Below are 21123 nucleotides of genomic sequence, written 5' to 3'. Positions count from 1 at the left end.
TTGGGAGGGGCTTCCCACCACTCTCCAAACTCCAAGCTCCAGACGCATACGAGCCGAACCCTAAAACAGCTCCGAGTTAACAGGCACCCCACGTAAAGAATTGGGATAAGCCTCAACAATCTCGACGTCGATAAAGTGCCCCACGACTTCCGGACTCTCATGCCGGAAATTCACAATCCGGTTGTTCTCGGTCCGACCGGCATACTCGCCAGGATCCTTCTTGGACAGGCCAGTCACCAGTATACGCTGTGTGCTACCCACCATCTTGCGACTGATGTCCATGACGTTCTGATTCAGCCGGTCCTGCAGGATGCTCAGGCGCTGCTTCTTCACCTCCATGGGCGTGTCATCCGGCAAATCCGACGCCGGAGTGCCCGGCCGGGCGCTGTAAACAAAACTGAAGGACATATCGAAGCCGATGTCATTAATCAGCTTCATGGTGTCTTCAAAGTCCTTCTCGGTTTCACCCGGGAACCCGATAATGAAATCCGACGAGAAGCTGATGTCCGGACGAATCTTGCGCAGGCGGCGAAGCTTGGATTTGTACTCCAGTGCCGTGTGGCCGCGCTTCATCGCCGCCAGGATTCGATCCGAACCGCTTTGCACAGGCAAGTGCAAGTGACTGACCAACTCCGGCACCTGCTCGTAGACATCAATCATGGCGTCGGTGAACTCCACCGGGTGCGACGTGGTGTAACGGATGCGGTCGATGCCGTCGATGGCGGCCACCAGAGTGATCAGTTCCGCCAGGTCCATAGTGTCGCCGTCGTAGGTCTCGCCGCGGTAGGCGTTCACGTTCTGGCCCAGCAGGTTTACCTCACGCACGCCCTGGCTCGCCAGGTGCGCCACTTCGGCAATGACATCATCCGCCGGACGGCTGACTTCCTCGCCCCGGGTATAAGGCACCACGCAGAACGTGCAGTACTTGCTGCAGCCTTCCATGATGGACACAAACGCAGAGGGGCCATCAGCGCCAGGCTCCGGCAGGTTGTCGAACTTCTCGATTTCCGGGAAGCTGACATCCACCACGCCAACGCCGTTACCCTTGGCGCGGACTTCAGTGATCATGTCCGGCAGGCGGTGCAGGGTTTGCGGGCCGAACACCATGTCCACATACGGGGCGCGGTCGAGGATGGCCTGACCTTCCTGACTGGCCACGCAACCGCCAACGCCGATGATCAGATCCGGCTTTTTGCTTTTAAGTCCCTTCCAGCGGCCGAGCTGGTGAAACACTTTCTCCTGGGCCTTTTCACGAATGGAGCAGGTGTTCAGCAGCAGAATGTCGGCGTCATCGGGTGTGTCCGTCATTTCGACGGTTTCACCGGTTTTGAGCAGGTCTGCCATGCGGGCAGAGTCGTACTCGTTCATCTGACAGCCGTGGGTCTTGATGTACAGCTTCTTGGCCATGATTCTCACGTAATCTGGTGGATGTTGCGCCGGGCTTGCGTTGGTCTTCAGAGGCGCTAGCAAAAAAGGAACTGCGTATTATAACGGGGTGATCAATCCGCAACCACCATTGTCTCGGCTTGTTGCTAGATCGGTTGTGGTATTATTTTGTCCTAGTTTGCTGCTTATGGTGCATGAAGCCGCTGGCAGAGCTCTTCCCAAAACACGCTACGAGCACATCCATGTGCGCTTGTTTCGGGCCGTCCCTGGCCCTCAACAGTTTTGGGAAGAGCTCTGCCAGCGGCTTCCCGTACTTTCGAGCGAAACTCTAGATCTGTAGGTCGGATTAGCCGAAGGCGTAATCCGACAACCCAATAACCAATCCCACACAACGCTATGACCCCAGAACGCCTGGCCCGAATCAAACAAACCCTGAACACCCGCCAACCGGATCTCAGCGTCCTCACCGACCAGGTCCACAAGCCCAGGAACCTGTCCGCTATCATCCGTTCCTGCGACGCATTCGGACTGGCCAACATGCACACCGTATGGCCAAAGGAAGGTTTTCGCGCCTTTCGAAAAACCACCGGTGGCAGCTACAACTGGGTGACTACCCACACCCATCGCACCCTGGAAGACGCCATTGGTACGCTGAAAGGGCAGGGCCACAAACTGTACGCAGCACAGCTGTCCGACCGTGCCATTGATTACCGCGAAGCCGACTTCACGGTGCCCTGCACGGTGATCATGGGTAATGAGCTGGATGGAGTAAGTGCCACTGCAGCCGAAGTGGCGGACGAGCACATCGTGATTCCAATGATGGGTATGGTGGAATCCCTGAATGTCTCCGCCGCCTGCGCCATCATCCTGGCCGAAGCCCAACGCCAGCGAAAGGCAGCGGGGCTGTACGATTACCGGCGGCTGCCAGACGACGAATACAACCGCCTGTTATTCCGCTGGTGCCAGCCTACGGTCAAACGTTACTGCGATGACCGGAACCTGCCGTATCCGCCGATTGATCCGGAAACCGGCGAGCTTATTGACGGCGTTGGGTGGATGCAGGGAGTACGTGAACTTCGCAAGAACCGCCCCCGCTGGGATGATGCGCCGGAAGTCTCTGTTATTGAGGAGCCGGATCAGGGCTGATCCGGCTCCCTGCTGGTTTGCGGCTACCATTTGTCCAGTTGCAGGCCGTGTTCTTTCAGGTAGTCGCCGTGTTCTTTCAGATACTCTTTCGTTCTTTCCTGGAAATGCGATGGGTCCCCTTCAATGGGTTTGGCTTGCATGCGCATTACTTCAATTTCGTTGCCACCTTGATTGAGAATCCACATGACGATGGTTCCCCCGGGAGCTAACCCAATGGTCAATGTGTGTCTTGGCACGAGGCGGGTGTCGTAATTGGTAATTTGAGGCGCCTTCTCACGCATTCGTTCCGTTAGATCTGTTGGAACATGGATCATATGGGCGTAGTACTTCTGCTCTGCGAAAGAGAACCAGTGTATCCAAATTAGTTCCGGGAAGGGTTTGGCAATTGAGCCAGCACCACTGGGTCCCGAGGGACCTTGCCAGCAGCATCCGACAGTTCCGATTGGTTGCCGCCAGTTTCGCTCCCCACTTTTCTCGAGAAACATATCCAAAACCCAAATTTCGTAATGCTTCGGGGCTCCGACTGTGATGCGCCTGAAGTCATCCTGTTCATAGTAGGGAGGGGATGCGCAGCCTGTTACTGAGAGTGCAGATATAAATATCAGGATGAGCAAGTAGACGTGGCGCATCAATCATTCTCCAAATTTGGGTGGACGACTCTCTCTCTTGAGGATGAGGGAGCGTTAGGCCTCATGTTGCGGAAAAGTTGGATTCTAGTGGGTTGGCCAGCTATGAGAGTTTCAAAGCTATTGTAGTGGGCTGAATAATGAACATATCTTTGCAGAACTAGGTCCATGTGGTCGTCAGAGAGAGTGGGGCAATCTGTATCCATAGAGACTTGCGAGCCCAGCGATTCATAAACTGGAGAAAGCTCATCCGGAATTCTCAAGATAGGATCCGTCGGGTCGATTGAATGAAATGGAACTCGGGAGCTCGATGCTAGTTCATGCATCATCCGGAGCGTTACTCTTGAATATCCAGCTTTGATTTTCCTCACCATGCGCAATGCGATTTCCATGTGGCCGTCGGGTGAGGGGTGGGGGCGATATCGGCGTACAATTTCCAATGAAGGATTACTGTTCGCACCGGCGTGAGTGCCGTCTAAAGGAAGACTGTAATCCCCTATCCAGCCCTCAGCTTCAATTTTCTTGCGCATTGTTTTCAGGTTATCCCATTGGACAGTTTGTTCTGGCCATCTGTGGCGGTTCCTCGGGATTGGGTACAATGGACTAACCAGAACCTCTTCTATATGGCTTTCGGGATATCCTCCGCCAATATCGGAGTGCGCTCCCGGAAGTGCAATTTCACGGAAGTTGGTTGGCAGGCTTCCATCCGGATTTTTAAGACTGTTTAATGCAAATAGTTTCCGGTGTTCGTGATTTGCGGTCAGATGTACTGCGCTTTGTATCTTTTCGGAATCAAGGAACATTTTCACGGGGTTGTTTCGATTATTGTGTGGTTTCAGATCCCCCGCGATTGGGTTAACGATGGCAGCAACGCAGTCAAATAGGCCGACAAATCGCACTTCGAGATTTGAGGGTGGTTTGACGCCAGACTTTTTCAACAGGCTTGCGAATATCCCTTCATTCCCTAAACTAATTTCATTGGCGGCGTGTCTTGCCGAAGCAGATCCTCGGCTGAACCCAAATATGTCGGCACTCAATGATTTGATTTGCCTACCTCGAAGGCGTGTTGGAAGCTGAGAAGATATCTCCTGGAATGCCTTTTCGACCTGATTGATAATCCCAGTTTCACCCAGCCCGGTTGCCGCACCGAACAGAGAGTCATCAGAGCCGGTCTTGGAACCTGGTCCGGGGGCATAGGCCTTGACGCGGATAGTTATAATACCATCCTGTTCGACTTCATCTTCGGGATAGAGATCTGAAAGTTTCGCCACATTGGTGCGCGTGTTGGTGTAGCTAGCCCCCATAATCAATCCCAGTCGGCGCTCGCATTCGATCTCATCAATCTCGTTGTTCTCCAGAGGGGTGATACATTCGTCATCTACTATGTTTTGCATCTGTTGAGTATTGAATGCGTTATTCAACGTCCCATCAGTAAAAATCCCCACCTCAACATGAACCTCTGGTTCCTTCTCTTCCTGCGATTCCGTGTCCTCTGCGGCTTTGATTCCAGCGATGGTCGTGGTCATCACCGAGGCCGTTGATGCGATGGTGGAGGACGCTTGTTGGGGCCGATGGGGTTGGCTTTCGTCTGTCTCCGGGCGTTGGCGAGGTGTGGGAGAGCCTGAGCCCGGAGCAAAGGGGCCGCGCTTGATATCCTGCGGTGTCAGCCGGGCCGAGTTCAGATCCTGCAGGGGGTAGCTGAGGCCAAAGGGCAGTTGGCCGGTGGGTCTCCATTCGCCGCCGTTGGGCTGCTCGGGGCTCGAGCGCCAGGCGACGACGGGGGATAGCGGACCTTCGTCCATGGGGCCGTGGACCAGGAAAGCGCCGCCTGAAGCGACCAGTTTTACCGCCAACTCGCAGAGATCCACCCGGCCATACGGCTGTAACCTGAGCAGTCTGCGTAGGTCGTGTTCGCGGAACTGTCCTGCGTTGATTTTGCGGCGGGTCTCGGAAGCTGCCAGGAAAGGACTTTCTATCCGTGGAATATCGTAGGGGGTCAAATCCATTGACCTCTTGAGTTGCATCGTCACCACTCCTTGTTGACGTTTGATTTTCAAAGCAGGGTAAGCATAACGAATCCGGAGCCAATGTTACCGTTTTGCGTCACATTTTCAGTCAGTGATCATCCGCTGGGAGGTTCCGGTAAAGAGTTGGTGATATGTGCCGTTATCGATCAGCTCCTGCGCAGCGATATCAAAGTGGTGTCTTAGCCAGTCGCCCCTGTCTGACTGATGAAACCGGTAGGCCAGTTCCTGTGCTCCGATTTCGTCGCCATGGTGAGCCATGGAGCGCAGTCCCAGACGGTTCAGAAGTGTCACGCCATCGGAAAGGTATTCGATCGTGGCGTCGATACGTCCCAGAGCCAGCTTTCTCATGTTTTGCTCCAGCGAGTTGGCGGGGACGATCTGGATGCCTGGGTGGCTTTGTAGCTCTTCCGGGTAATAGCGCCCTCGAATGGTGCCCACTTTAAGACCCGCCAGGCTCTCGATGTGATTCAGGGGGCCGGTATCGTGGCGGGTGAAAATGACGAAGCCGTGGGTCAGGGCAATGGGTATTCCGGTTACGCCAGGTTGCTCCGGGTCGCCTACTATTTCAGGGAAAAGGACGTCCGCGCTGCCTTCCCGAAACATCTTGTTTGCTCTCGCCCAATGGTCAATATTCAGCGCCCTGCAGTGGACATCACGAACTTCCAGGTGCTGTATAAGGCGCTGTGTCCATTCGAAGTTGGCTTGGGTAAGAATCGGGTCACTTGTAGGACCGTTCACCACAACGCAGGGTGGTTCACTGGTGAAGGCGGGCATTGACCAGGCGAGGGTGAAAATTGCAAGAAGTACTCTGCAGGTGGCGAAAACGCCATGAATGCAGAAGCACAACGTTAGCGCTTTCATCGCAGCCTCCTACTGAGCGGTGTCCTTCCATCAGTGTCTTATACCGGTGGCTGGTAACACGCGAACTGCGTACGTTCTTTATTAACTTTAGGCTACTTGCAGCGAAACAAAAGGAAAATCTGAGGTCAGGAAGGGGGCGGGAGGTGTCGTTGCGACACCTCCGTTTCGGGCTTACTCTCGCGCTTCCAGATACCGCTGCAGCTGTTCCCGCAGCGCCTTCGGCAGCCGTGTGATTGTCAGCGCGTCTTTGTCTTTGTCGTAGTAGACCGCCTGGTTCACCAGGTCCGAGGAGAATGACACGCTCATACCGCCGCCGGAACCTGCAATGCGCACCAGTTTCTTCACCTTGCGGTGATCCGGGTGCAGAACTCCGCTCTCGGGCAGTTCAGCGGCCTGCGAGGCAAACTCCTTGAACCGCTCGGGCTGGCTCTCATCGAGGTAGCCGGACAGGGCTTCAATGGCAACAGGCTCGCCCAGGGCGTGCTGTTCCTTGCAGAACTCATAGGCCCGGGCGCGCACCTTGCCGGCTTCTTCCGGCTCGGAAGTCTTCGCGAAAGCTTCCACCGCATCCAGGAACGTAACGGTTTCTTTTTCCACATCCACCTGATTGGTGAAGCCGCACAGCTTGATGAACAGATCGCCGCCTTCACCGGTGCCGCGGGCATGCACAAGGGTCAGGTAGTTCTCGCCGGGATTATCGCCGTGCCAGTCGTCCAGCTCGATACGGGCCGCCAGGTTCAGGCGGGACAGGCTCAGGATATCGGTGGCATCCAGAGTCTGTTTGGCATCAAAGCGCATGGCGCTGTCGTTTTCCAGAATCAGCAGGTAGACCACCTCCGAGTCAGCAAGGGCTTCGTGGACAATCATCAGATGCCCTTCGAACTCCTCCTGGGCGCCGTTCAGCAACTCCTGCCATTGCCCGAACAGCCGATCGGTCAGGGAGGTAAAGGATTGCTTGTCTTCCAGGTAATCCTTCAGCCAGCTGCTGAAGGGGCTTTCGCCGATGTCATCGGAGAAGCGGCCGTATTTCTTGCCGGGCTTGCTGTTGAACAGGCGCTTCATCTGCTTGTGAAGGGCCTCGTAGTCGCCACCCGGTTCGGTCAGGGCTTCGCCTGGACGAACCCGTGCCGGTTGTCCGGGCTGATACTGGCTGGCAAAGAGAGTACGAAGCTGCTTGATGGCCATGAAATCGTCGTTTCCCTGGTTAGTAAAAAACAAAGCCCTGAGAGCTGACCCTCAGGGCTTTGCATTGTACCGATTTTCGGAGTCCGGTGAATTGTCGGATTACGTTGCGCTAATCCGACAGCAATTCCCACAAAGTCCGGTCGGTCCCGGGGTGGGGTGCATTTTTCTGCCGGAACAAAGGTGTCTGAGCGAAGCGAGTTCTTTTTCCAGAAGAAAAAGGTACCCCGCTCCGGGACCAGCCACCCGTTGCCCGAAGTCTCAGCATTAAATCCGCTTGTTGCGAGCCAGATCCTGCAGCAGCTCGTTAACCGCGCCAGGAATGTCCTGATCGCTGTTTGCGGAAGCCGAAGCCGTAGCGACATCGGTGCCAAGGTTAACCGCAACCGCAATCAACCCATGGGCGGACAACAGCTGGGCGGTGCGCCTACGATCCTCGGCGTTACCCGCGTTATCCTCGCTGAGCACGACCGTAGTCTTGCCCTGGTCAAACAGTGCGCGCTCGACGGCCAATGCCAGTGCCGGCGCCTGCTTGCCGTTGCAGGCAATAATGGCTGGCTTCTGGGCCAGGCGGCGGGCGCGTTCTTCCACGCTGACCGGTTCCAGGGATTCCACATCGCTCGCAGTACCGGCAATCATGCCGGCGCCCACAGTCACGTTGGTCAGCCTGTCGATCACGATAAAGCTGCCGGTCGCATGGTTGCGCGGATAGGCGTCAAAGGCGATCGGCTGACTCAGGGTCAACTCACAAAGGCCGATTTCGTTGAGCTGAAGCGCCGTTGGATTGGTGTTTTGCTCAAGGGTATTCACATCGGTCTGGTGGTGAATCTTCTTCACCGTACCGGAAGCAAAGGTTGGCCCCAGCTTGATGTCATACAGGCGCCCGGTTTCCAGCGGTGCATCGGTCATCCACACGATGTTGGCGTTGAAGCGGTTGCCCACTTCCGGCTCATCTTCCGCTTTAACCAGCATGTCGCCACGGCTGATGTCGATTTCATCGTTCAGCGTCAGTGTCACGGCCTGATCGATATAGGCCTCTTCCACATTGCCTTCAAAGGTGACGATATCCTTGACCGTACTGGTGCGGCGAGAGGGCAGGGCCATAACCTTGTCCCCCGGATGGACCACACCCGATGCGATGGTGCCGCAGAACCCACGGAAGTTCAGGTTGGGGCGGTTGACGTACTGCACCGGGAAGCGGAAGTGCTCCAGGTTCTTGTCACGGGAAACTTCCACCGTCTCAAGGATTTCCATCAACGGCTGGCCAGTAAACCAGGGCGTGTTCTCACTCCGGTTGACCACGTTGTCGCCTTCCAGCGCCGAGATCGGCACGAAGCGGATATCCTTCAGGCCGAGCTTGGCGGCGAACGCCAGGTACTCGTCCTTGATCTCGTTGAAACGTTCCTCGCTGAAGTCCACCAGGTCCATTTTGTTGATGGCGACGACAATGTGGCGAATGCCCAACAGGGACGCAATATAGGAGTGCCGACGGGTCTGGGTCAGCACGCCGTGGCGAGCGTCAATCATCAGGATCGCCATCTGCGCCGTGGACGCACCGGTGGCCATGTTGCGGGTGTACTGCTCATGGCCCGGGGTGTCGGCGATGATGAACTTGCGCTTGTCGGTGGAGAAGTAGCGATAGGCGACATCAATGGTGATGCCCTGTTCGCGCTCCGCCTGCAGACCGTCCACCAGCAGGGCCAGGTCCAGCTTCTCACCGGTGGTGCCCATCTTGGCGCTGTCGGTCTTCAGGCTCGCCATGTGATCTTCGTAGATCATCTTGGTGTCGTGGAGCAGGCGGCCGATCAGGGTGCTTTTGCCATCGTCGACACTGCCACAGGTCAACAGGCGTAGCAGTTCCTTGTTCTCGTGTTGCTTCAGGTAGGCCTGAATATCTTCGGCGATCAGATCAGACTGGTGTGACATCTTAGAAGTACCCTTCCCGCTTTTTCTGTTCCATGGAGCCGGCTGAATCGTGGTCGATCACGCGACCCTGACGCTCGGAGCTGGTGGCCAGCAGCATTTCCTGAATGATTTCAGGCAGCGTGGTGGCTTCGGATTCGATCGCACCGGTGAGGGGGTAGCAGCCCAGGGTGCGGAAGCGGATGGATTTCATCATCGGCTTCTCGCCTTCCTTCAGGGGCATGCGATCGTCGTCCACCATGATCAGCGTGCCGTCACGTTCAACGACTGGGCGCTCAGCGGAGTAGTACAGCGGAACAATCTCGATATTTTCCAGATAGATGTACTGCCAGATATCCAGTTCGGTCCAGTTGGACAGCGGGAAGACGCGGATGCTCTCGCCCTTGTTGATCTTGCCGTTGTAGGTATTCCACAGCTCCGGGCGCTGGTTCTTGGGATCCCAGCGATGGTATTCGTCACGGAAGGAATACACCCGCTCCTTGGCACGGGATTTCTCTTCATCCCGGCGGGCACCACCAAAGGCGGCATCAAACTTGTACTTGTCCAGGGCCTGCTTCAGGGCCTGGGTTTTCATCACATCGGTGTGCTTGGCGCTACCGTGGGTGAATGGGCCAATACCCTGCTTGATGCCGTCTTCGTTCTTGTGAACGATCAGGTCCAGGCCGTATTCCTTAACCTTGCGGTCCCGGAATTCAATCATGTCCTTGAACTTCCAGGTGGTGTCCACGTGCATCAGCGGAAATGGTGGCGTGCCGGGGTGGAATGCCTTACGGGCCAGGTGCAGCATAACTGCAGAGTCCTTGCCGATGGAGTAAAGCATGACCGGGTTGTCGAACTCGGCTGCGACCTCCCGAATGATGTGGATGCTTTCAGCTTCCAGCTGCTTGAGATGGGTCAGGTTATATGTGGTCATCGTAATCTGTTGCCGCCTTGCGTGCCGAAAATGGCTTTGCGTGTGAATAGGGCAACTATACCAGAGGCGATTAGGGTATAAGAAGGTGTGTAACTAGAGTTTGGTGCTATATGAATATATCAGGAGCTGTTCCGTGCCATCGAGAGGAGCCGTCTGCCCCGTAAGTTATCAGGACAGCGTGTCGGACGAGGAGAGCAACTTGCTGACGTAACGATCCACATAGTCGTACCCGTTGCCCTCGAATTCGGCAAACTGGATGCCGACCTGGAATTCATCCCGGGCGATGCGGCGCATGTGAACAATGCTGCCCTCAGCGGTGACGGAGACCGGCTGGGTCGGCACGACCGGGACAGAAAACCGGGCCGTCACCGGAACCCAGCTGCCTGGAACCGGCGCTTTCTGCCCGGGAATAAGTTCCCTCGCCAGCTCCTGAGAGCAGGAAATCATGATGCCGGTACGGGAAAGATTGGCGATTTTGCAGGTAAGGCAACTGCCGTCCTTTCGCTCAATGGTGACCTCGGATGAAACATCCACCCGTTGTTGGTTTCGAAGGTTCAGCTTAAAGGCAACTGGTTTCATTCTGACTCTTTTGGCGTGCTTGGTTTCAAAGTTGGCTGCCTTACCCATAAACGCTCGTCCAAAATTCCCGGAACTGATCTTTGAAAACAGGGTTAATGAATCACTCGACCAATGGGTCGGGTGGCCTGGTCATTTGATGAAAATGCTGTGCAAAACTCCATAACCGACTGAAAGTTTAGTTGTTTAATTAGTGAACAGCAAGACGTCTGTCGCTGTTAGTGTCAGTTTTGTGAAGTAATTCTGAACATTGCGTCAGTTAGTTGTCAGCTCCAGGTTGATTCCCGTCCATCAATTCCCGGAAGGGGCACGGCGTTTTGCTTCAGGCCTTGTGCTTGCTGGGGTAAACTGTCGCTCTAAATTCACCCGTGGGCAACATGCCCCAGGAATCCTGACGCGCATATGACAGACAAACCCGAAACCTCTGTAACCGGCAGCGGCAAAGTCGGCTTTATCAGCCTCGGATGCCCGAAGGCGCTGGTCGATTCCGAGCGCATCCTCACCCAGTTGCGACTCGACGGTTATGACGTTGTGCCAACCTATGACGATGCTGACATTGTGGTGGTGAACACCTGCGGGTTTATCGACGCCGCCAAGCAGGAATCCCTGGATGCCATCGGCGAAGCCATCAACGAAAACGGCCAGGTCATCGTTACCGGCTGCATGGGTGTGGAAGCGGACAAGATCCGCGACACCCACCCGGGCGTGCTGGCGGTGTCCGGCCCCCACGCGTACGAAGAAGTCGTCGGCGCGGTACACCAATTTGTGCCGCCGAAGAAAGAGCACGATCCGTTCACCGATCTGGTTCCGCCTCAGGGGGTGAAACTGACCCCCAGGCATTACGCTTACCTGAAAATCTCCGAAGGCTGCAACCACCGCTGCACCTTCTGCATCATCCCGTCCATGCGGGGTGATCTGGTCAGCCGTCCCATCGGCGATGTGATGGACGAAGCCCAGCGCCTGGTGGATGCCGGTGTCAAAGAGCTGCTGGTGATCTCCCAGGACACCTCTGCCTACGGCGTGGATACCAAATACCGCACCGGCTTCTGGCAGGGCCGGCCGCTAAAGACCAAAATGCTGTCACTGTGCGAGGCGCTGGGCGAGATGGGCGTGTGGGTGCGATTGCACTACGTTTACCCCTATCCTCACGTGGACGACATAATCCCGCTGATGGCCGAAGGCAAGATCCTGCCGTACCTGGACATCCCGTTCCAGCACGCCAGCCCGAAAGTCCTCAAGGCCATGAAGCGCCCGGCCCACGACAGCAAGACCCTGGAGCGCATCCGCAAGTGGCGCGAAATCTGCCCCGAGCTGACCATCCGTTCCACCTTCATTGTTGGTTTCCCTGGTGAAACCGAAGAGGACTTCCAGTATCTGCTGGATTGGCTGGACGAAGCCCAACTGGACCGCGTGGGTGCGTTCACCTACAGCCCGGTAGAAGGGGCAAAGGCCAATGAAATCGAAGGTGCGGTGCCTGAAGAGGTGAAAGAAGAGCGCCTGGCCCGTTTCATGGAAAAGCAGGCCCAGATCTCCGCCGCTCGTCTGCAGGCCAAGATCGGTCAAACCATTGATGTGCTGATCGACGAAGTGGACGAAGAGGGTGCCATTGGTCGTTCAAAGGCCGATGCACCGGAGATTGATGGCATGGTTTACCTCAACGACGAAACCGACCTGGTGCCGGGGCAGATTGTTCAGGCCGTTGTTGAGCATGCGGATGAGCATGATCTTTGGGGGCGGCTTCTTTGATAGCCTTTGAGTTGGGCTCCTAGCCTTTTAGGTGTGCGGGAGGGCCTTGGTGGGCGGCTTCTCCGAAAAACCGCTACAAGCACGTCCGTGTGCGCTTCTCTCCGGCCATCCATGGCCTCCGAAATTTTTCGGAGAAGCCGCCCACCAAGGCTGCCAAGCTTTGCGATAACGCCAAGGATGAGACGCCTTGTAGGTCGGATTAGCGAAGCGTAATCCGACGCCATGCATGGAGTTGCAACATTTGTCGGATTACGCTTTGCTAATCCGACCTACGTTGGCTTTGGAGGTTGCTGTGGAGCTTGGTAGGTCGTGTTTGTGGTCCCTTCCCAAAAATTTCGAAGGCCATGGATGGCCTGAGAGAAGCGCACATGGATGTGCTCGTAGCGGTTTTTGGGAAGGGACCACAAACACGACCTTCCCCCAAAGCCAAAAGGCTAGGGCCGAAGCAAGAATTCCCGACCCAAGTCCAACCTCTTACCCCCCAAGCTTCCTAACAAGAATCTCGTTAAACAGCTTCGGATTCCCTTGCCCCTTGGAGGCCTTCATCAGAGGCCCCATGAAGCCGCCGAGCATTTTCTTGCGCTTCTTGGGATCTTCCTCGTTCTGGTACTGGGCCACCTGATCCGGCATGCCGGCCAGAACCTCATCGACCATCGACTCCAGGGCGCCGGTGTCAGAGACCTGCTTCAGGCCCTTGGCATCGATGATGGCGTCGACATTGTCGTTCTCGCCGCTCCAAAGCGCCTCGAATACCTTCTTCGCGCCAGCGGAGGAAATCGTGTTGTCGGCAATCCGCACCACCAGATCACCCAACTGGGCGCCGGTAATGGGGGATTCGGCTACCGATTTCTCTTCAGCATTCAGCCGCGCGGAGAATTCGCCCTGGATCCAGTTAGACGTCAGCTTGGCGTCTTTGCCATGGCTGACGGCTTCCTCGAAGAAAGCGGCCAGTCTTGAATCCCCGGCCAGCAGACCTGCGTCGTAGTCGTTCAGGCCGTACTGATCCATAAAACGTGCTTTACGAGCATCCGGCAGTTCCGGGAGGCTGTTGCGGGCTTCATCAATGAACGAATCATCGATTTCCACCGGCAGCAGGTCGGGGCAGGGGAAGTAGCGGTAATCGTTGGCTTCTTCCTTGGTCCGCATGGAACGGGACTCATCCCGGTCGCCGTTGTACAGGCGGGTTTCCTGCACGATCGTGCCGCCGTCTTCCAGAATGTCCATCTGCCGCTCGACTTCGTGGGCAATGGCCTGTTCCATGAAACGGAAGGAGTTCAGGTTCTTGGTTTCCGTGCGGGTGCCCAAGGTGTCGGAGCCCTTCGGCTTCAGCGAGATATTGACGTCAAAACGCATGGAGCCCTGGGACATGTCGCCGTCACAGATGCCCAGTGACGTCACAATGCCGTGAAGTTTCTTGGCAAACGCCACGGCTTCCTCGGCATTGGTCATGTCAGGCTCGGTGACCACCTCGATCAGCGGCGTGCCGGCGCGGTTCAGGTCGATGCCGGTCATGCCGTGGAAGTCTTCGTGCAGGGACTTGCCCGCATCTTCCTCCAGGTGGGCGTGGTGAATGCGCACGCGTTTGGATTCGCCGCTGGCCAGGTCAATGTCCACATAGCCGGGGCCGACAATCGGGCGCTCCAGTTGGGTGGTCTGGTAGCCCTTGGGCAGGTCCGGGTAGAAGTAGTTCTTGCGCTCGAACACGGAGCGGCGCTCGATTTCGGCATTGACCGCCAAGCCGAACATGACCGCGTAGCGGAACGCCTGTTCATTGGGCACGGGCAGGGTGCCTGGCATGGCCAGATCAACCGCGTTGGCCTGGGTGTTGGGCTCGGCGCCGTAGGCGGTGCTGGAGCCGGAAAAAATCTTGGTCTGGGTGGCGAGCTGAACGTGAATTTCCAGCCCGATCACAATGTCCCACTGCATACTCATTCTCCTGTCTCGGGCTTATTGCGGTTCACGCTGGTGCCAGTCGGTCACCTGCTGGAATTGATGGGAGGCGTTCAGCAAGCGGGCCTCGGAGAAATAATCCCCGATAATTTGCAGCCCTACCGGCAGACCATCCACGAAACCGGCCGGCACCGACATGGCCGGCACGCCCGCCAGGTTAATGGCGATGGTGAACACGTCCTCCAGATACATGGTGACCGGATCGTTGGTCTTCTCGCCCTGGATGAACGCCGGAGATGGCGTGGTCGGGCTCATCAGCACGTCCACTTCCTTGAAGGCATTGATAAAGTCCTGCTGAATCAGGCGGCGAACTTTCTGGGCCTTCAGGTAGTAGGCATCAAAGTAGCCGGCAGACAACGCATAGGTGCCCACCAGAATCCGGCGCTTGACCTCATTACCGAAACCTTCAGCGCGGGTGCGGGTGTACATGTCCATCAGGTCTTTCGGGTCTTCGCAGCGGTAACCGTAACGCGCCCCGTCAAAACGGGACAGGTTGGCGGACGCCTCGGCAGGCGCAATCACGTAGTAAGCGGCGATCGCCAGTTTGGCGTTCGGCAGCGACACCTCTTTAACCGTCGCCCCCAGCTTTTCGTATTCCTTCACCGCATTGCGAACCTGCTCCTCCATCGCCGGGCTGAGCTGATCACTGAAGTACTCCTTCGGCAATCCGATTTTCAGGCCTTTCAGCGGCTCATTCAGCGTCGCAGTGTAATCCGGCACATCCCGGTCAATAGACGTGGAGTCCTTCGGGTCAAACCCCGCCATCACGTTCAGCATCAGTGCGTTGTCTTCCGCCGTCCGCGCCATAGTGCCGCCCTGATCCAGACTGGAGGCAAACGCAATCATCCCATAACGGGAAACCCGCCCGTAGGTCGGCTTCAGGCCGGTAACGCCACACAGGGCTGCCGGCTGGCGGATGGATCCGCCGGTATCCGTCGCCGTCGCTGCCGGCACCAACCGCGCGGCCACCGCGGCAGCAGAACCGCCGGACGACCCGCCCGGAACCCGCTTCTCGCCCTGGCTCAGACCCCACGGGTTAGCAGTGGCGCCAAAATAACTCGACTCCGTGGAAGAGCCCATGGCGAACTCATCCATATTGGTTTTACCCAGGCACACCGCGCCGGCCTTGCGGAAATTCTCAGTCACCGTGGCATCGTAAGGAGGAACAAAATTCTCCAGCATCTTCGAACCACAAGTGGTACGAACCCCGTTGGTGCAGAAAATGTCCTTGTGGGCAAAAGGCACGCCAGTCCAGGGGGTGGCGTTACCGGCAGCACGTTGCTCGTCCGCCGCCTTCGCATCCGCCAGTGCCTGCTCTTCGGTCACCGTAATAAAACTGTTGAACCGACCGTCTTCCTGCTTGATGCGATCAAGAAACTGCTGAGTCAGCTCCACACTGGAAATCTCGCCGCGTTCCAGCTCGCGGGAGAGCTCTGCTACAGATTTGTTATGCATGATACTTCCTGTTTACGTCGCTGTTCGTCCGATCACTCGATAACGCGGGGTACAAGGTAAAGACCGTCTTCGGTCGCCGGCGCTATGGCCTGGAAAGCTTCCCGCTGATTGGTCTCCGTAACCTCATCTGCGCGCAGGCGCTGGACCGCATCCAGCGGGTGGGCCAGGGGCTCCACATTGTCCGTGTCCGCCGCACCCAGCTGATCGACCAGGTCCAGAATATTGCCCAGGTCTTTCTCAAGTGCCGAGACCTGCTCCTCGTCCACACGAATGCGGGCGAGCACAGCGACTTTTTCAATGTCCTTGCGGGAAATGGTCACATTGCCTCCCAGAAATATGAAGTTTCAGTAACTTATGGGCTGAGCTGACGCCAGCCGAAAATTGCACGGACTACGAGGGTGCCTGGGAGACGGCTTTCCAAAACTGTGCGGAGCCATGGATGGCGGAGCCCAAGCGTACAAGGACGTATTCACAGCGTGTTTTGGAAAGCCGTCTCCCAGGCGCCCTGCACCCAAGCTAGAGATAAAAGCGGTATGGTAACAGATTCCGGCATTGGCGGGAGGGGGCCACTTTGTGTAGCAAACTTGTGGCAAAGTGTTAATGGATGGGCTCAGGGCCTGATCGTGCCTTGCCTGCGGGGGTGCTCACTGCTAAAGTTGCCGCATCTTTTCTGCGACTGCAACTCTCAGGTTGAAACTACACGAATGTTGATTAAAAGACTCCGAGGAATGTTTTCCAGCGACCTGTCCATCGACCTGGGCACCGCGAACACCCTAATCTACGTGCGTGAGCGCGGAATTGTGCTGAATGAGCCCTCCGTTGTGGCCATCCGCACCAGTAACTCCCAGAAAATGGTCGCAGCAGTCGGCTCCGAAGCAAAACGGATGCTGGGCCGCACGCCCGGGAACATCACCGCCATCCGCCCCATGAAAGACGGCGTGATCGCAGATTTCGTGGTGACCGAAAAAATGCTGCAGCACTTTATCCACAAAGTGCATGAAAACAGCTTCATCACCCCCAGCCCGCGGGTACTGGTCTGTGTGCCAAGCAAATCGACCCAGGTTGAGCGCAAAGCCATCCGTGAATCCGCCCTCGGTGCAGGTGCCCGTGAAGTCTACCTGATCGAAGAACCCATGGCTGCGGCGATCGGTGCCGGTCTGCCGGTAGAAGAAGCCAGCGGTTCCATGATCGTCGACATCGGCGGCGGTACCACCGAAATTGCCATCATCTCCCTGAACGGCATTGTCTATGCCGAATCCGTCCGGGTGGGTGGTGACAAGTTCGATGAGGCCATCGTCACCTACGTACGCCGCAACTACGGCAGCCTGATCGGCGACTCGACCGCCGAGCGCATCAAGCACGAAATTGGCTGTGCCTACGAAGGTCTGGATATCCGCGAGATCGATGTTCGCGGTCGCAACCTGGCTGAAGGCGTACCCAGGGCCTTCACCCTGAACAGCGAAGAAATTCTCGATGCCCTGCAGGAGTCCCTGGCCCAGATTGTCCAGACCGTCAAAAGCGCGCTGGAACAGTCTCCGCCCGAACTGGCTTCCGACATCGCCGAGCGCGGCATTGTGCTGACCGGTGGTGGCGCCTTGCTGCGTGGCCTCGACAAGCTGATCAGCGAGGAAACCGGCCTGCCGGTGATTATTGCCGAAGACCCGCTGACCTGTGTCGCCCGCGGTGGCGGCAAGGCGCTGGAAGTGATTGACCGGGGTGGAATCGGAATGTTCTCTCAGGAGGCGTAATACCGTGGTACTGGCATCACGCCTGACACCCTCTCGTCCCCGACCGCCGCAAGTGGGCTACCACTGCGGCGGTTGTCGTATCTGCCCGGTATTTAATGGCGGGAGGGTCAGCCATTAAAACCATCTTTGTGCAAGGCCCCGTTCCCGGTTTCAGATTGTTGCTGGTGATTGTGATATCAGCGGTAATGATCGTTGCGGACGCCCGTTTCGACAAACTGACCTCGGTCCGCAGTGTGATCGGTACCGGCCTGGCCCCGATCCATTGGCTGGGCAACGCGCCATCCGAGCTGGAGCACTGGGTTGCCGGCCTGTTCACAACCCGCGAAGACCTGCAGGCCGAGAACGAAGACCTCAGGGCCCGCCTGCTGATTCTTGAACGTCGCGCCCTGAAATACGCGGCCCTGGCATCCGAGAACAACGAACTGCGTCGCCTGATGAACTCATCGGAAGTGCTGGATGACCGCGTCATTGTGGGCGAAATCGTGGGCGTGTCGCCGGATCCGTTTTCCCATGAAGTTATCATTAACAAAGGCAGTCGGGACGGTGTCACCGTCGGTCAGGCCATCCTCGACGCCAACGGCCTGCTGGGACAGGTGCAACAAACCAGCAGTTTCACCTCACGGGTCCTGCTGGTGTCCGACAGCAGCCACGCGGTACCGGTGGAAGTGGTGCGCAACGGCCTGCGAGCCATCCTGTTGGGCAACGGCGATATTAATTCACTGGAGCTGGTGCATGTGCCGGACACCGCTGATATCCGCGAGGGGGACCTGCTGGTCAGTTCAGGCCTGGGTGGGCGTTTCCCCAAAGGCTATCCGGTAGCCGAGGTGGCCAGTATTACCAAGGAGCCGGGTGAACCCTTCGTGAATATTGATGCAACCCCCAAAGCCCGTCTTAACCAGAGCAGTCTGGTTCTGGTGGTCTTCCCGCCCGATGGTGAGGGAGACGAGGACGGCAACGTGCCGGGCCAGGACGGCGCCGCAGTGAACGTCGGCGTTGAAGCCGGCGGGGAAGAGGTGCGCTGATGTTATCCGTGATCAGTTATCCGGTCTTCGCCCTCAGTGTGGTCCTTGCTTTGGTGCTGAGTATTTCCCTGTTTCCGGTGGGCTGGTTTGAATTCCGGCCCGAATGGCTGGGGTTGATGGTGTTCTACTGGACGTTTCGGGCCCCGGCACAGTTTGGCATCCTGCTGGCCTGGTGCCTGGGATTGCTGCTGGATGTACTGGAAGCCACGCCGCTGGGCGTCAATGGCCTGGCGATGGGGCTGATTGCCTTCCTGGTGCTGACCATTCACCAGCGGTTGCGTATGTACCCAATGCCCCAGCAGTGCCTGATGGTATTCCTGTTGCTCGGCATCAACCAGATGCTGGTGCACTTCATAAAGCAGATGCTGGGCGGTGAGGATGCCGGTTTCAGTTACCTCTGGCCGGCACTGACCAGCGCCATTGCCTGGCCCTTTGTGTGTGTGCTGCTGGATAACCTTAACCGCAAACTGGGATAGGATGTTCCCATGCAGTCCATCATTCTGGCTTCGGCCTCTCCCAGACGCGCCGAACTGCTGACGCAGATTGGTCTGTCTTTTCATACCCGGCCCGTGGATATCGACGAGACGCCTGAAGCGGGGGAGCTCCCCTCGGCCTACGTCGAGCGCCTGGCGCGGGAAAAAGCCCTGGCAGGCGCGGTGGATCCGGAATGGCTGGTTCTCGGTTCCGATACCTCGGTGGTGCTGGGCGGCCACATTCTTGGCAAGCCAGCCGATGCTGCCGAGGCCGAGGCAACCCTGAGCCGGCTGTCCGGCCACACTCATCAGGTAATGACCGCCGTGGCGCTGGCGTCCCGGGGGCGTTGCTCGACCTGTCTGGTCACTACCGATGTGACCTTCCGGAATCTGTCCAGTGAAGAGATACGCGCCTATGTCGCAAGCGGGGAGCCGATGGACAAAGCAGGAAGTTATGGAATTCAGGGACTTGGTGGTATTTTTGTAAAGGAAATACGGGGCAGTTACAGCGCGGTGGTGGGTTTGCCGCTGCAGGAGACCGCCACACTGCTGGCGCAAGCCGGTTACCCGGTCTGGAAAGTCTGGCAACGTAGTCTGGAGAGCCACAATGAGTGAAGAAATTCTGATCAACGTTACCCCGGTCGAGACAAGGGTGGCTCTTGTCGAAAACGGCATGCTGCAGGAAGCCTATATTGAACGGACCAGCCGCAAGGGTATTGTTGGTAATATCTACAAGGGCAAGGTCGTTCGGGTATTGCCGGGTATGGAAGCGGCGTTTGTCGATATCGGGCTGGAGCGTGCCGCCTTTATTCACGCCTCCGACGTGGTCGCCAGCCAGTCAACGGCACAGGAAACCAACGAAGCTCCAAAGGTAGTGCCCGATATCCGCACCCTTCTGCGGGAAGGTCAGTCCCTGGTGGTACAGGTGACCAAGGACCCGATTGGTACCAAGGGCGCCCGCCTGACCACCCAACTGTCGATCCCTTCCCGCTACCTGGTGTTTATGCCGGGTACCTCTCACGTTGGCATCTCCCAGCGTATTGAGGATGATAACGAACGCGCGAGGTTGAAAACCCTGGTAGAGGAATCCGCTGCGAAGCAGACCGACGCGGAGGGCGGTTATATTATCCGCACTGCGGCGGAGGCTGCCGCTCCGGACGACCTGATCGGTGATATGGCCTATTTGCACCGGCTCAGCCAGTCCATCCATGAACGCATTGCCCGGGTTCAGGCGCCGACGGTGGTGTATCAGGACCTGCCGCTGTTTATTCGCACCATTCGCGACCTGATCCGCCCCCAGACCGAAAAGGTCCGCATCGACAGCCGGGAAAGCCACCAGCGAGTGATGGAATTCGTTGAGGAATTCGTCACGGAGTTTTCCGACAAGGTGGAATATTACCCCGGCGAGCGGCCCATCTTTGACCTGTATTCCGTGGAAGATGAGATCCAGAAAGCCCTCAGCCGCAAGGTTCAGTTGAAGTCCGGCGGGTACGTGATCATCGACCAGACCGAAGCGATGACCACCATCGACATCAACACCGGGGCGTTTGTCGGGCACCGGAACCTGGAAGAAACCATCTTCAAGACCAACCTCGAGGCGGCCCGGGCCATCAGCCGGCAACTGCGCTTGCGGAACCTGGGCGGCATTATCATCATTGATTTCATCGACATGGAAGATTCCGAGCACCAGCGCCAGGTCCACCGTATGCTGGAAAAGATGCTGGAGCGTGACCACGCCAAGACCAAGATAACCGGGGTATCGGAACTGGGGCTGGTGGAAATGACCCGCAAGCGGACCACGGAAAGCCTGGGACAGATCCTCTGTGAGCCTTGCCCGATCTGTGATGGCCGTGGCTTCCTGAAGACCAGCGAAACGGTATGCTATGAGATATTCCGGGAAATTCTCCGGGTGAACCGGGCCTACGACACGGAAAGCTACCTGGTGATGGCTTCCCAGAGCGTGGTGGATCGGCTGCTGGATGAGGAATCCGATAACGTTGCCGACCTGGAAACCTTCATAGAGAAAACCATCCGGTTTCAGGTAGAGCCATTCTACAGCCAGGAACAGTACGACGTAGTCCTGCTGTAA

General features: G+C 57.1%; 18 protein-coding genes. 7 read left to right on the top strand and 11 right to left on the bottom strand.

The features are described 5' to 3' along the window. Positions 1–60 precede the first annotated feature (60 nt). Positions 61–1407 carry a tRNA (N6-isopentenyl adenosine(37)-C2)-methylthiotransferase MiaB gene (gene miaB, locus ACJO3M_RS01560; protein ID WP_406999084.1) on the bottom strand — a complete coding sequence of 449 codons (1347 nt, stop codon included), beginning with the start codon at positions 1405–1407 and terminating at the stop codon, positions 61–63. Positions 1408–1782: 375 nt separating this feature from the next. On the opposite strand from miaB, the gene trmH reads away from it, so the two are divergent. Continuing rightward, positions 1783–2532, top strand: a complete 750-nt coding sequence (gene trmH, locus ACJO3M_RS01555; RefSeq protein ID WP_406999082.1) for a tRNA (guanosine(18)-2'-O)-methyltransferase TrmH — start codon at positions 1783–1785, stop codon at positions 2530–2532. Positions 2533–2555: 23 nt separating this feature from the next. On the opposite strand, the gene ACJO3M_RS01550 is transcribed toward trmH, so the two are convergent. The 7 genes from ACJO3M_RS01550 to ACJO3M_RS01520 form a co-directional block, all read right to left on the bottom strand. Next, entirely contained in the window at positions 2556–3161 is a 606-nt protein-coding gene (locus tag ACJO3M_RS01550; RefSeq protein ID WP_406999080.1) for a DUF2931 family protein, read from the bottom strand. Continuing rightward, complete coding sequence (locus ACJO3M_RS01545; RefSeq protein ID WP_406999078.1) at positions 3161–5182, bottom strand: phospholipase effector Tle1 domain-containing protein; 2022 nt, start codon at positions 5180–5182, stop codon at positions 3161–3163. Before ACJO3M_RS01545 ends, ACJO3M_RS01550 begins: the two co-directional genes overlap by 1 nt. An 87-nt stretch (positions 5183–5269) precedes the next feature. Beyond that, entirely contained in the window at positions 5270–6046 is a 777-nt protein-coding gene (locus tag ACJO3M_RS01540) for a substrate-binding periplasmic protein (protein ID WP_406999076.1), read from the bottom strand. A gap of 171 nt (positions 6047–6217) precedes the next feature. Beyond that, a complete protein-coding gene (locus ACJO3M_RS01535) occupies positions 6218–7231 on the bottom strand; it encodes a nucleoid-associated protein (protein WP_406999074.1) in 1014 nt (337 codons plus the stop codon). Positions 7232–7495: 264 nt separating this feature from the next. Continuing rightward, positions 7496–9154 carry a sulfate adenylyltransferase subunit CysN gene (gene cysN, locus ACJO3M_RS01530; RefSeq protein WP_406999072.1) on the bottom strand — a complete coding sequence of 553 codons (1659 nt, stop codon included), beginning with the start codon at positions 9152–9154 and terminating at the stop codon, positions 7496–7498. A 1-nt stretch (position 9155) separates the two neighbouring features. Continuing rightward, positions 9156–10064 carry a sulfate adenylyltransferase subunit CysD gene (gene cysD / locus ACJO3M_RS01525; protein ID WP_406999070.1) on the bottom strand — a complete coding sequence of 303 codons (909 nt, stop codon included), beginning with the start codon at positions 10062–10064 and terminating at the stop codon, positions 9156–9158. Between the two features lie 168 nt (positions 10065–10232). Beyond that, positions 10233–10643 (bottom strand): PilZ domain-containing protein, encoded by a 411-nt coding sequence (locus ACJO3M_RS01520; protein ID WP_406999068.1) that lies wholly within the window; start codon positions 10641–10643, stop codon positions 10233–10235. 399 nt (positions 10644–11042) lie between these two features. On the opposite strand from ACJO3M_RS01520, the gene rimO reads away from it, so the two are divergent. Further along, complete coding sequence (gene rimO / locus ACJO3M_RS01515) at positions 11043–12386, top strand: 30S ribosomal protein S12 methylthiotransferase RimO (protein WP_406999066.1); 1344 nt, start codon at positions 11043–11045, stop codon at positions 12384–12386. Between the two features lie 474 nt (positions 12387–12860). Here rimO and gatB read toward each other — a convergent pair whose 3' ends face one another. From gatB to gatC, 3 genes are read right to left on the bottom strand one after another with little or no spacing between them, the layout of a single operon-like run. Further along, on the bottom strand, positions 12861–14312 hold the full coding sequence (gene gatB, locus ACJO3M_RS01510; protein ID WP_406999064.1) for an Asp-tRNA(Asn)/Glu-tRNA(Gln) amidotransferase subunit GatB: 1452 nt from the start codon (positions 14310–14312) through the stop codon (positions 12861–12863). A 21-nt stretch (positions 14313–14333) separates the two neighbouring features. Beyond that, positions 14334–15791 (bottom strand): Asp-tRNA(Asn)/Glu-tRNA(Gln) amidotransferase subunit GatA, encoded by a 1458-nt coding sequence (gene gatA / locus ACJO3M_RS01505; RefSeq protein WP_406999062.1) that lies wholly within the window; start codon positions 15789–15791, stop codon positions 14334–14336. 32 nt (positions 15792–15823) lie between these two features. After that, positions 15824–16111, bottom strand: coding sequence for an Asp-tRNA(Asn)/Glu-tRNA(Gln) amidotransferase subunit GatC (gene gatC, locus ACJO3M_RS01500; protein WP_406988438.1), 288 nt, complete (start codon positions 16109–16111; stop codon positions 15824–15826). Positions 16112–16498: 387 nt separating this feature from the next. Here gatC and ACJO3M_RS01495 point away from each other — a divergent pair, with 387 nt between their 5' ends. The 5 genes from ACJO3M_RS01495 (at position 16499) to rng (ending at position 21123) form a co-directional block, all read left to right on the top strand. Beyond that, positions 16499–17539, top strand: coding sequence for a rod shape-determining protein (locus ACJO3M_RS01495; RefSeq protein ID WP_406988454.1), 1041 nt, complete (start codon positions 16499–16501; stop codon positions 17537–17539). A gap of 185 nt (positions 17540–17724) precedes the next feature. After that, on the top strand, positions 17725–18561 hold the full coding sequence (gene mreC / locus ACJO3M_RS01490; RefSeq protein WP_406999094.1) for a rod shape-determining protein MreC: 837 nt from the start codon (positions 17725–17727) through the stop codon (positions 18559–18561). Beyond that, positions 18561–19037, top strand: coding sequence for a rod shape-determining protein MreD (mreD, locus tag ACJO3M_RS01485; protein WP_406999060.1), 477 nt, complete (start codon positions 18561–18563; stop codon positions 19035–19037). The genes mreC and mreD overlap by 1 nt, the downstream gene beginning before the upstream one ends. Before the next feature lie 9 nt (positions 19038–19046). Continuing rightward, entirely contained in the window at positions 19047–19649 is a 603-nt protein-coding gene (locus tag ACJO3M_RS01480) for a Maf family protein (protein ID WP_406999058.1), read from the top strand. Beyond that, positions 19642–21123 carry a ribonuclease G gene (gene rng, locus ACJO3M_RS01475; RefSeq protein WP_406999056.1) on the top strand — a complete coding sequence of 494 codons (1482 nt, stop codon included), beginning with the start codon at positions 19642–19644 and terminating at the stop codon, positions 21121–21123. The genes ACJO3M_RS01480 and rng overlap by 8 nt, the downstream gene beginning before the upstream one ends.

It is taken from the genome of Marinobacter alkalisoli (assembly GCF_045449795.1).
Classification (GTDB): domain Bacteria; phylum Pseudomonadota; class Gammaproteobacteria; order Pseudomonadales; family Oleiphilaceae; genus Marinobacter.
This window is presented reverse-complemented; position numbering and strand designations above follow the sequence as displayed.

Excerpts from the sequence above, each read along its gene's own strand:
- mreC (WP_406999094.1), top strand. The coding sequence starts at position 17,725 with ATGATCGTTGCGGACGCCCGTTTCGACAAACTGACCTCGGTCCGCAGT.
- ACJO3M_RS01480 (WP_406999058.1), top strand. The coding sequence starts at position 19,047 with ATGCAGTCCATCATTCTGGCTTCGGCCTCTCCCAGACGCGCCGAACTG.
- gatA (WP_406999062.1), bottom strand. The coding sequence starts at position 15,791 with ATGCATAACAAATCTGTAGCAGAGCTCTCCCGCGAGCTGGAACGCGGC.
- ACJO3M_RS01535 (WP_406999074.1), bottom strand. The coding sequence starts at position 7,231 with ATGGCCATCAAGCAGCTTCGTACTCTCTTTGCCAGCCAGTATCAGCCC.
- ACJO3M_RS01550 (WP_406999080.1), bottom strand. The coding sequence starts at position 3,161 with ATGCGCCACGTCTACTTGCTCATCCTGATATTTATATCTGCACTCTCA.
- trmH (WP_406999082.1), top strand. The coding sequence starts at position 1,783 with ATGACCCCAGAACGCCTGGCCCGAATCAAACAAACCCTGAACACCCGC.
- cysD (WP_406999070.1), bottom strand. The coding sequence starts at position 10,064 with ATGACCACATATAACCTGACCCATCTCAAGCAGCTGGAAGCTGAAAGC.
- miaB (WP_406999084.1), bottom strand. The coding sequence starts at position 1,407 with ATGGCCAAGAAGCTGTACATCAAGACCCACGGCTGTCAGATGAACGAG.
- cysN (WP_406999072.1), bottom strand. The coding sequence starts at position 9,154 with ATGTCACACCAGTCTGATCTGATCGCCGAAGATATTCAGGCCTACCTG.
- ACJO3M_RS01545 (WP_406999078.1), bottom strand. The coding sequence starts at position 5,182 with ATGCAACTCAAGAGGTCAATGGATTTGACCCCCTACGATATTCCACGG.
- mreD (WP_406999060.1), top strand. The coding sequence starts at position 18,561 with ATGTTATCCGTGATCAGTTATCCGGTCTTCGCCCTCAGTGTGGTCCTT.
- ACJO3M_RS01540 (WP_406999076.1), bottom strand. The coding sequence starts at position 6,046 with ATGAAAGCGCTAACGTTGTGCTTCTGCATTCATGGCGTTTTCGCCACC.
- rng (WP_406999056.1), top strand. The coding sequence starts at position 19,642 with ATGAGTGAAGAAATTCTGATCAACGTTACCCCGGTCGAGACAAGGGTG.
- ACJO3M_RS01520 (WP_406999068.1), bottom strand. The coding sequence starts at position 10,643 with ATGAAACCAGTTGCCTTTAAGCTGAACCTTCGAAACCAACAACGGGTG.
- gatB (WP_406999064.1), bottom strand. The coding sequence starts at position 14,312 with ATGCAGTGGGACATTGTGATCGGGCTGGAAATTCACGTTCAGCTCGCC.
- rimO (WP_406999066.1), top strand. The coding sequence starts at position 11,043 with ATGACAGACAAACCCGAAACCTCTGTAACCGGCAGCGGCAAAGTCGGC.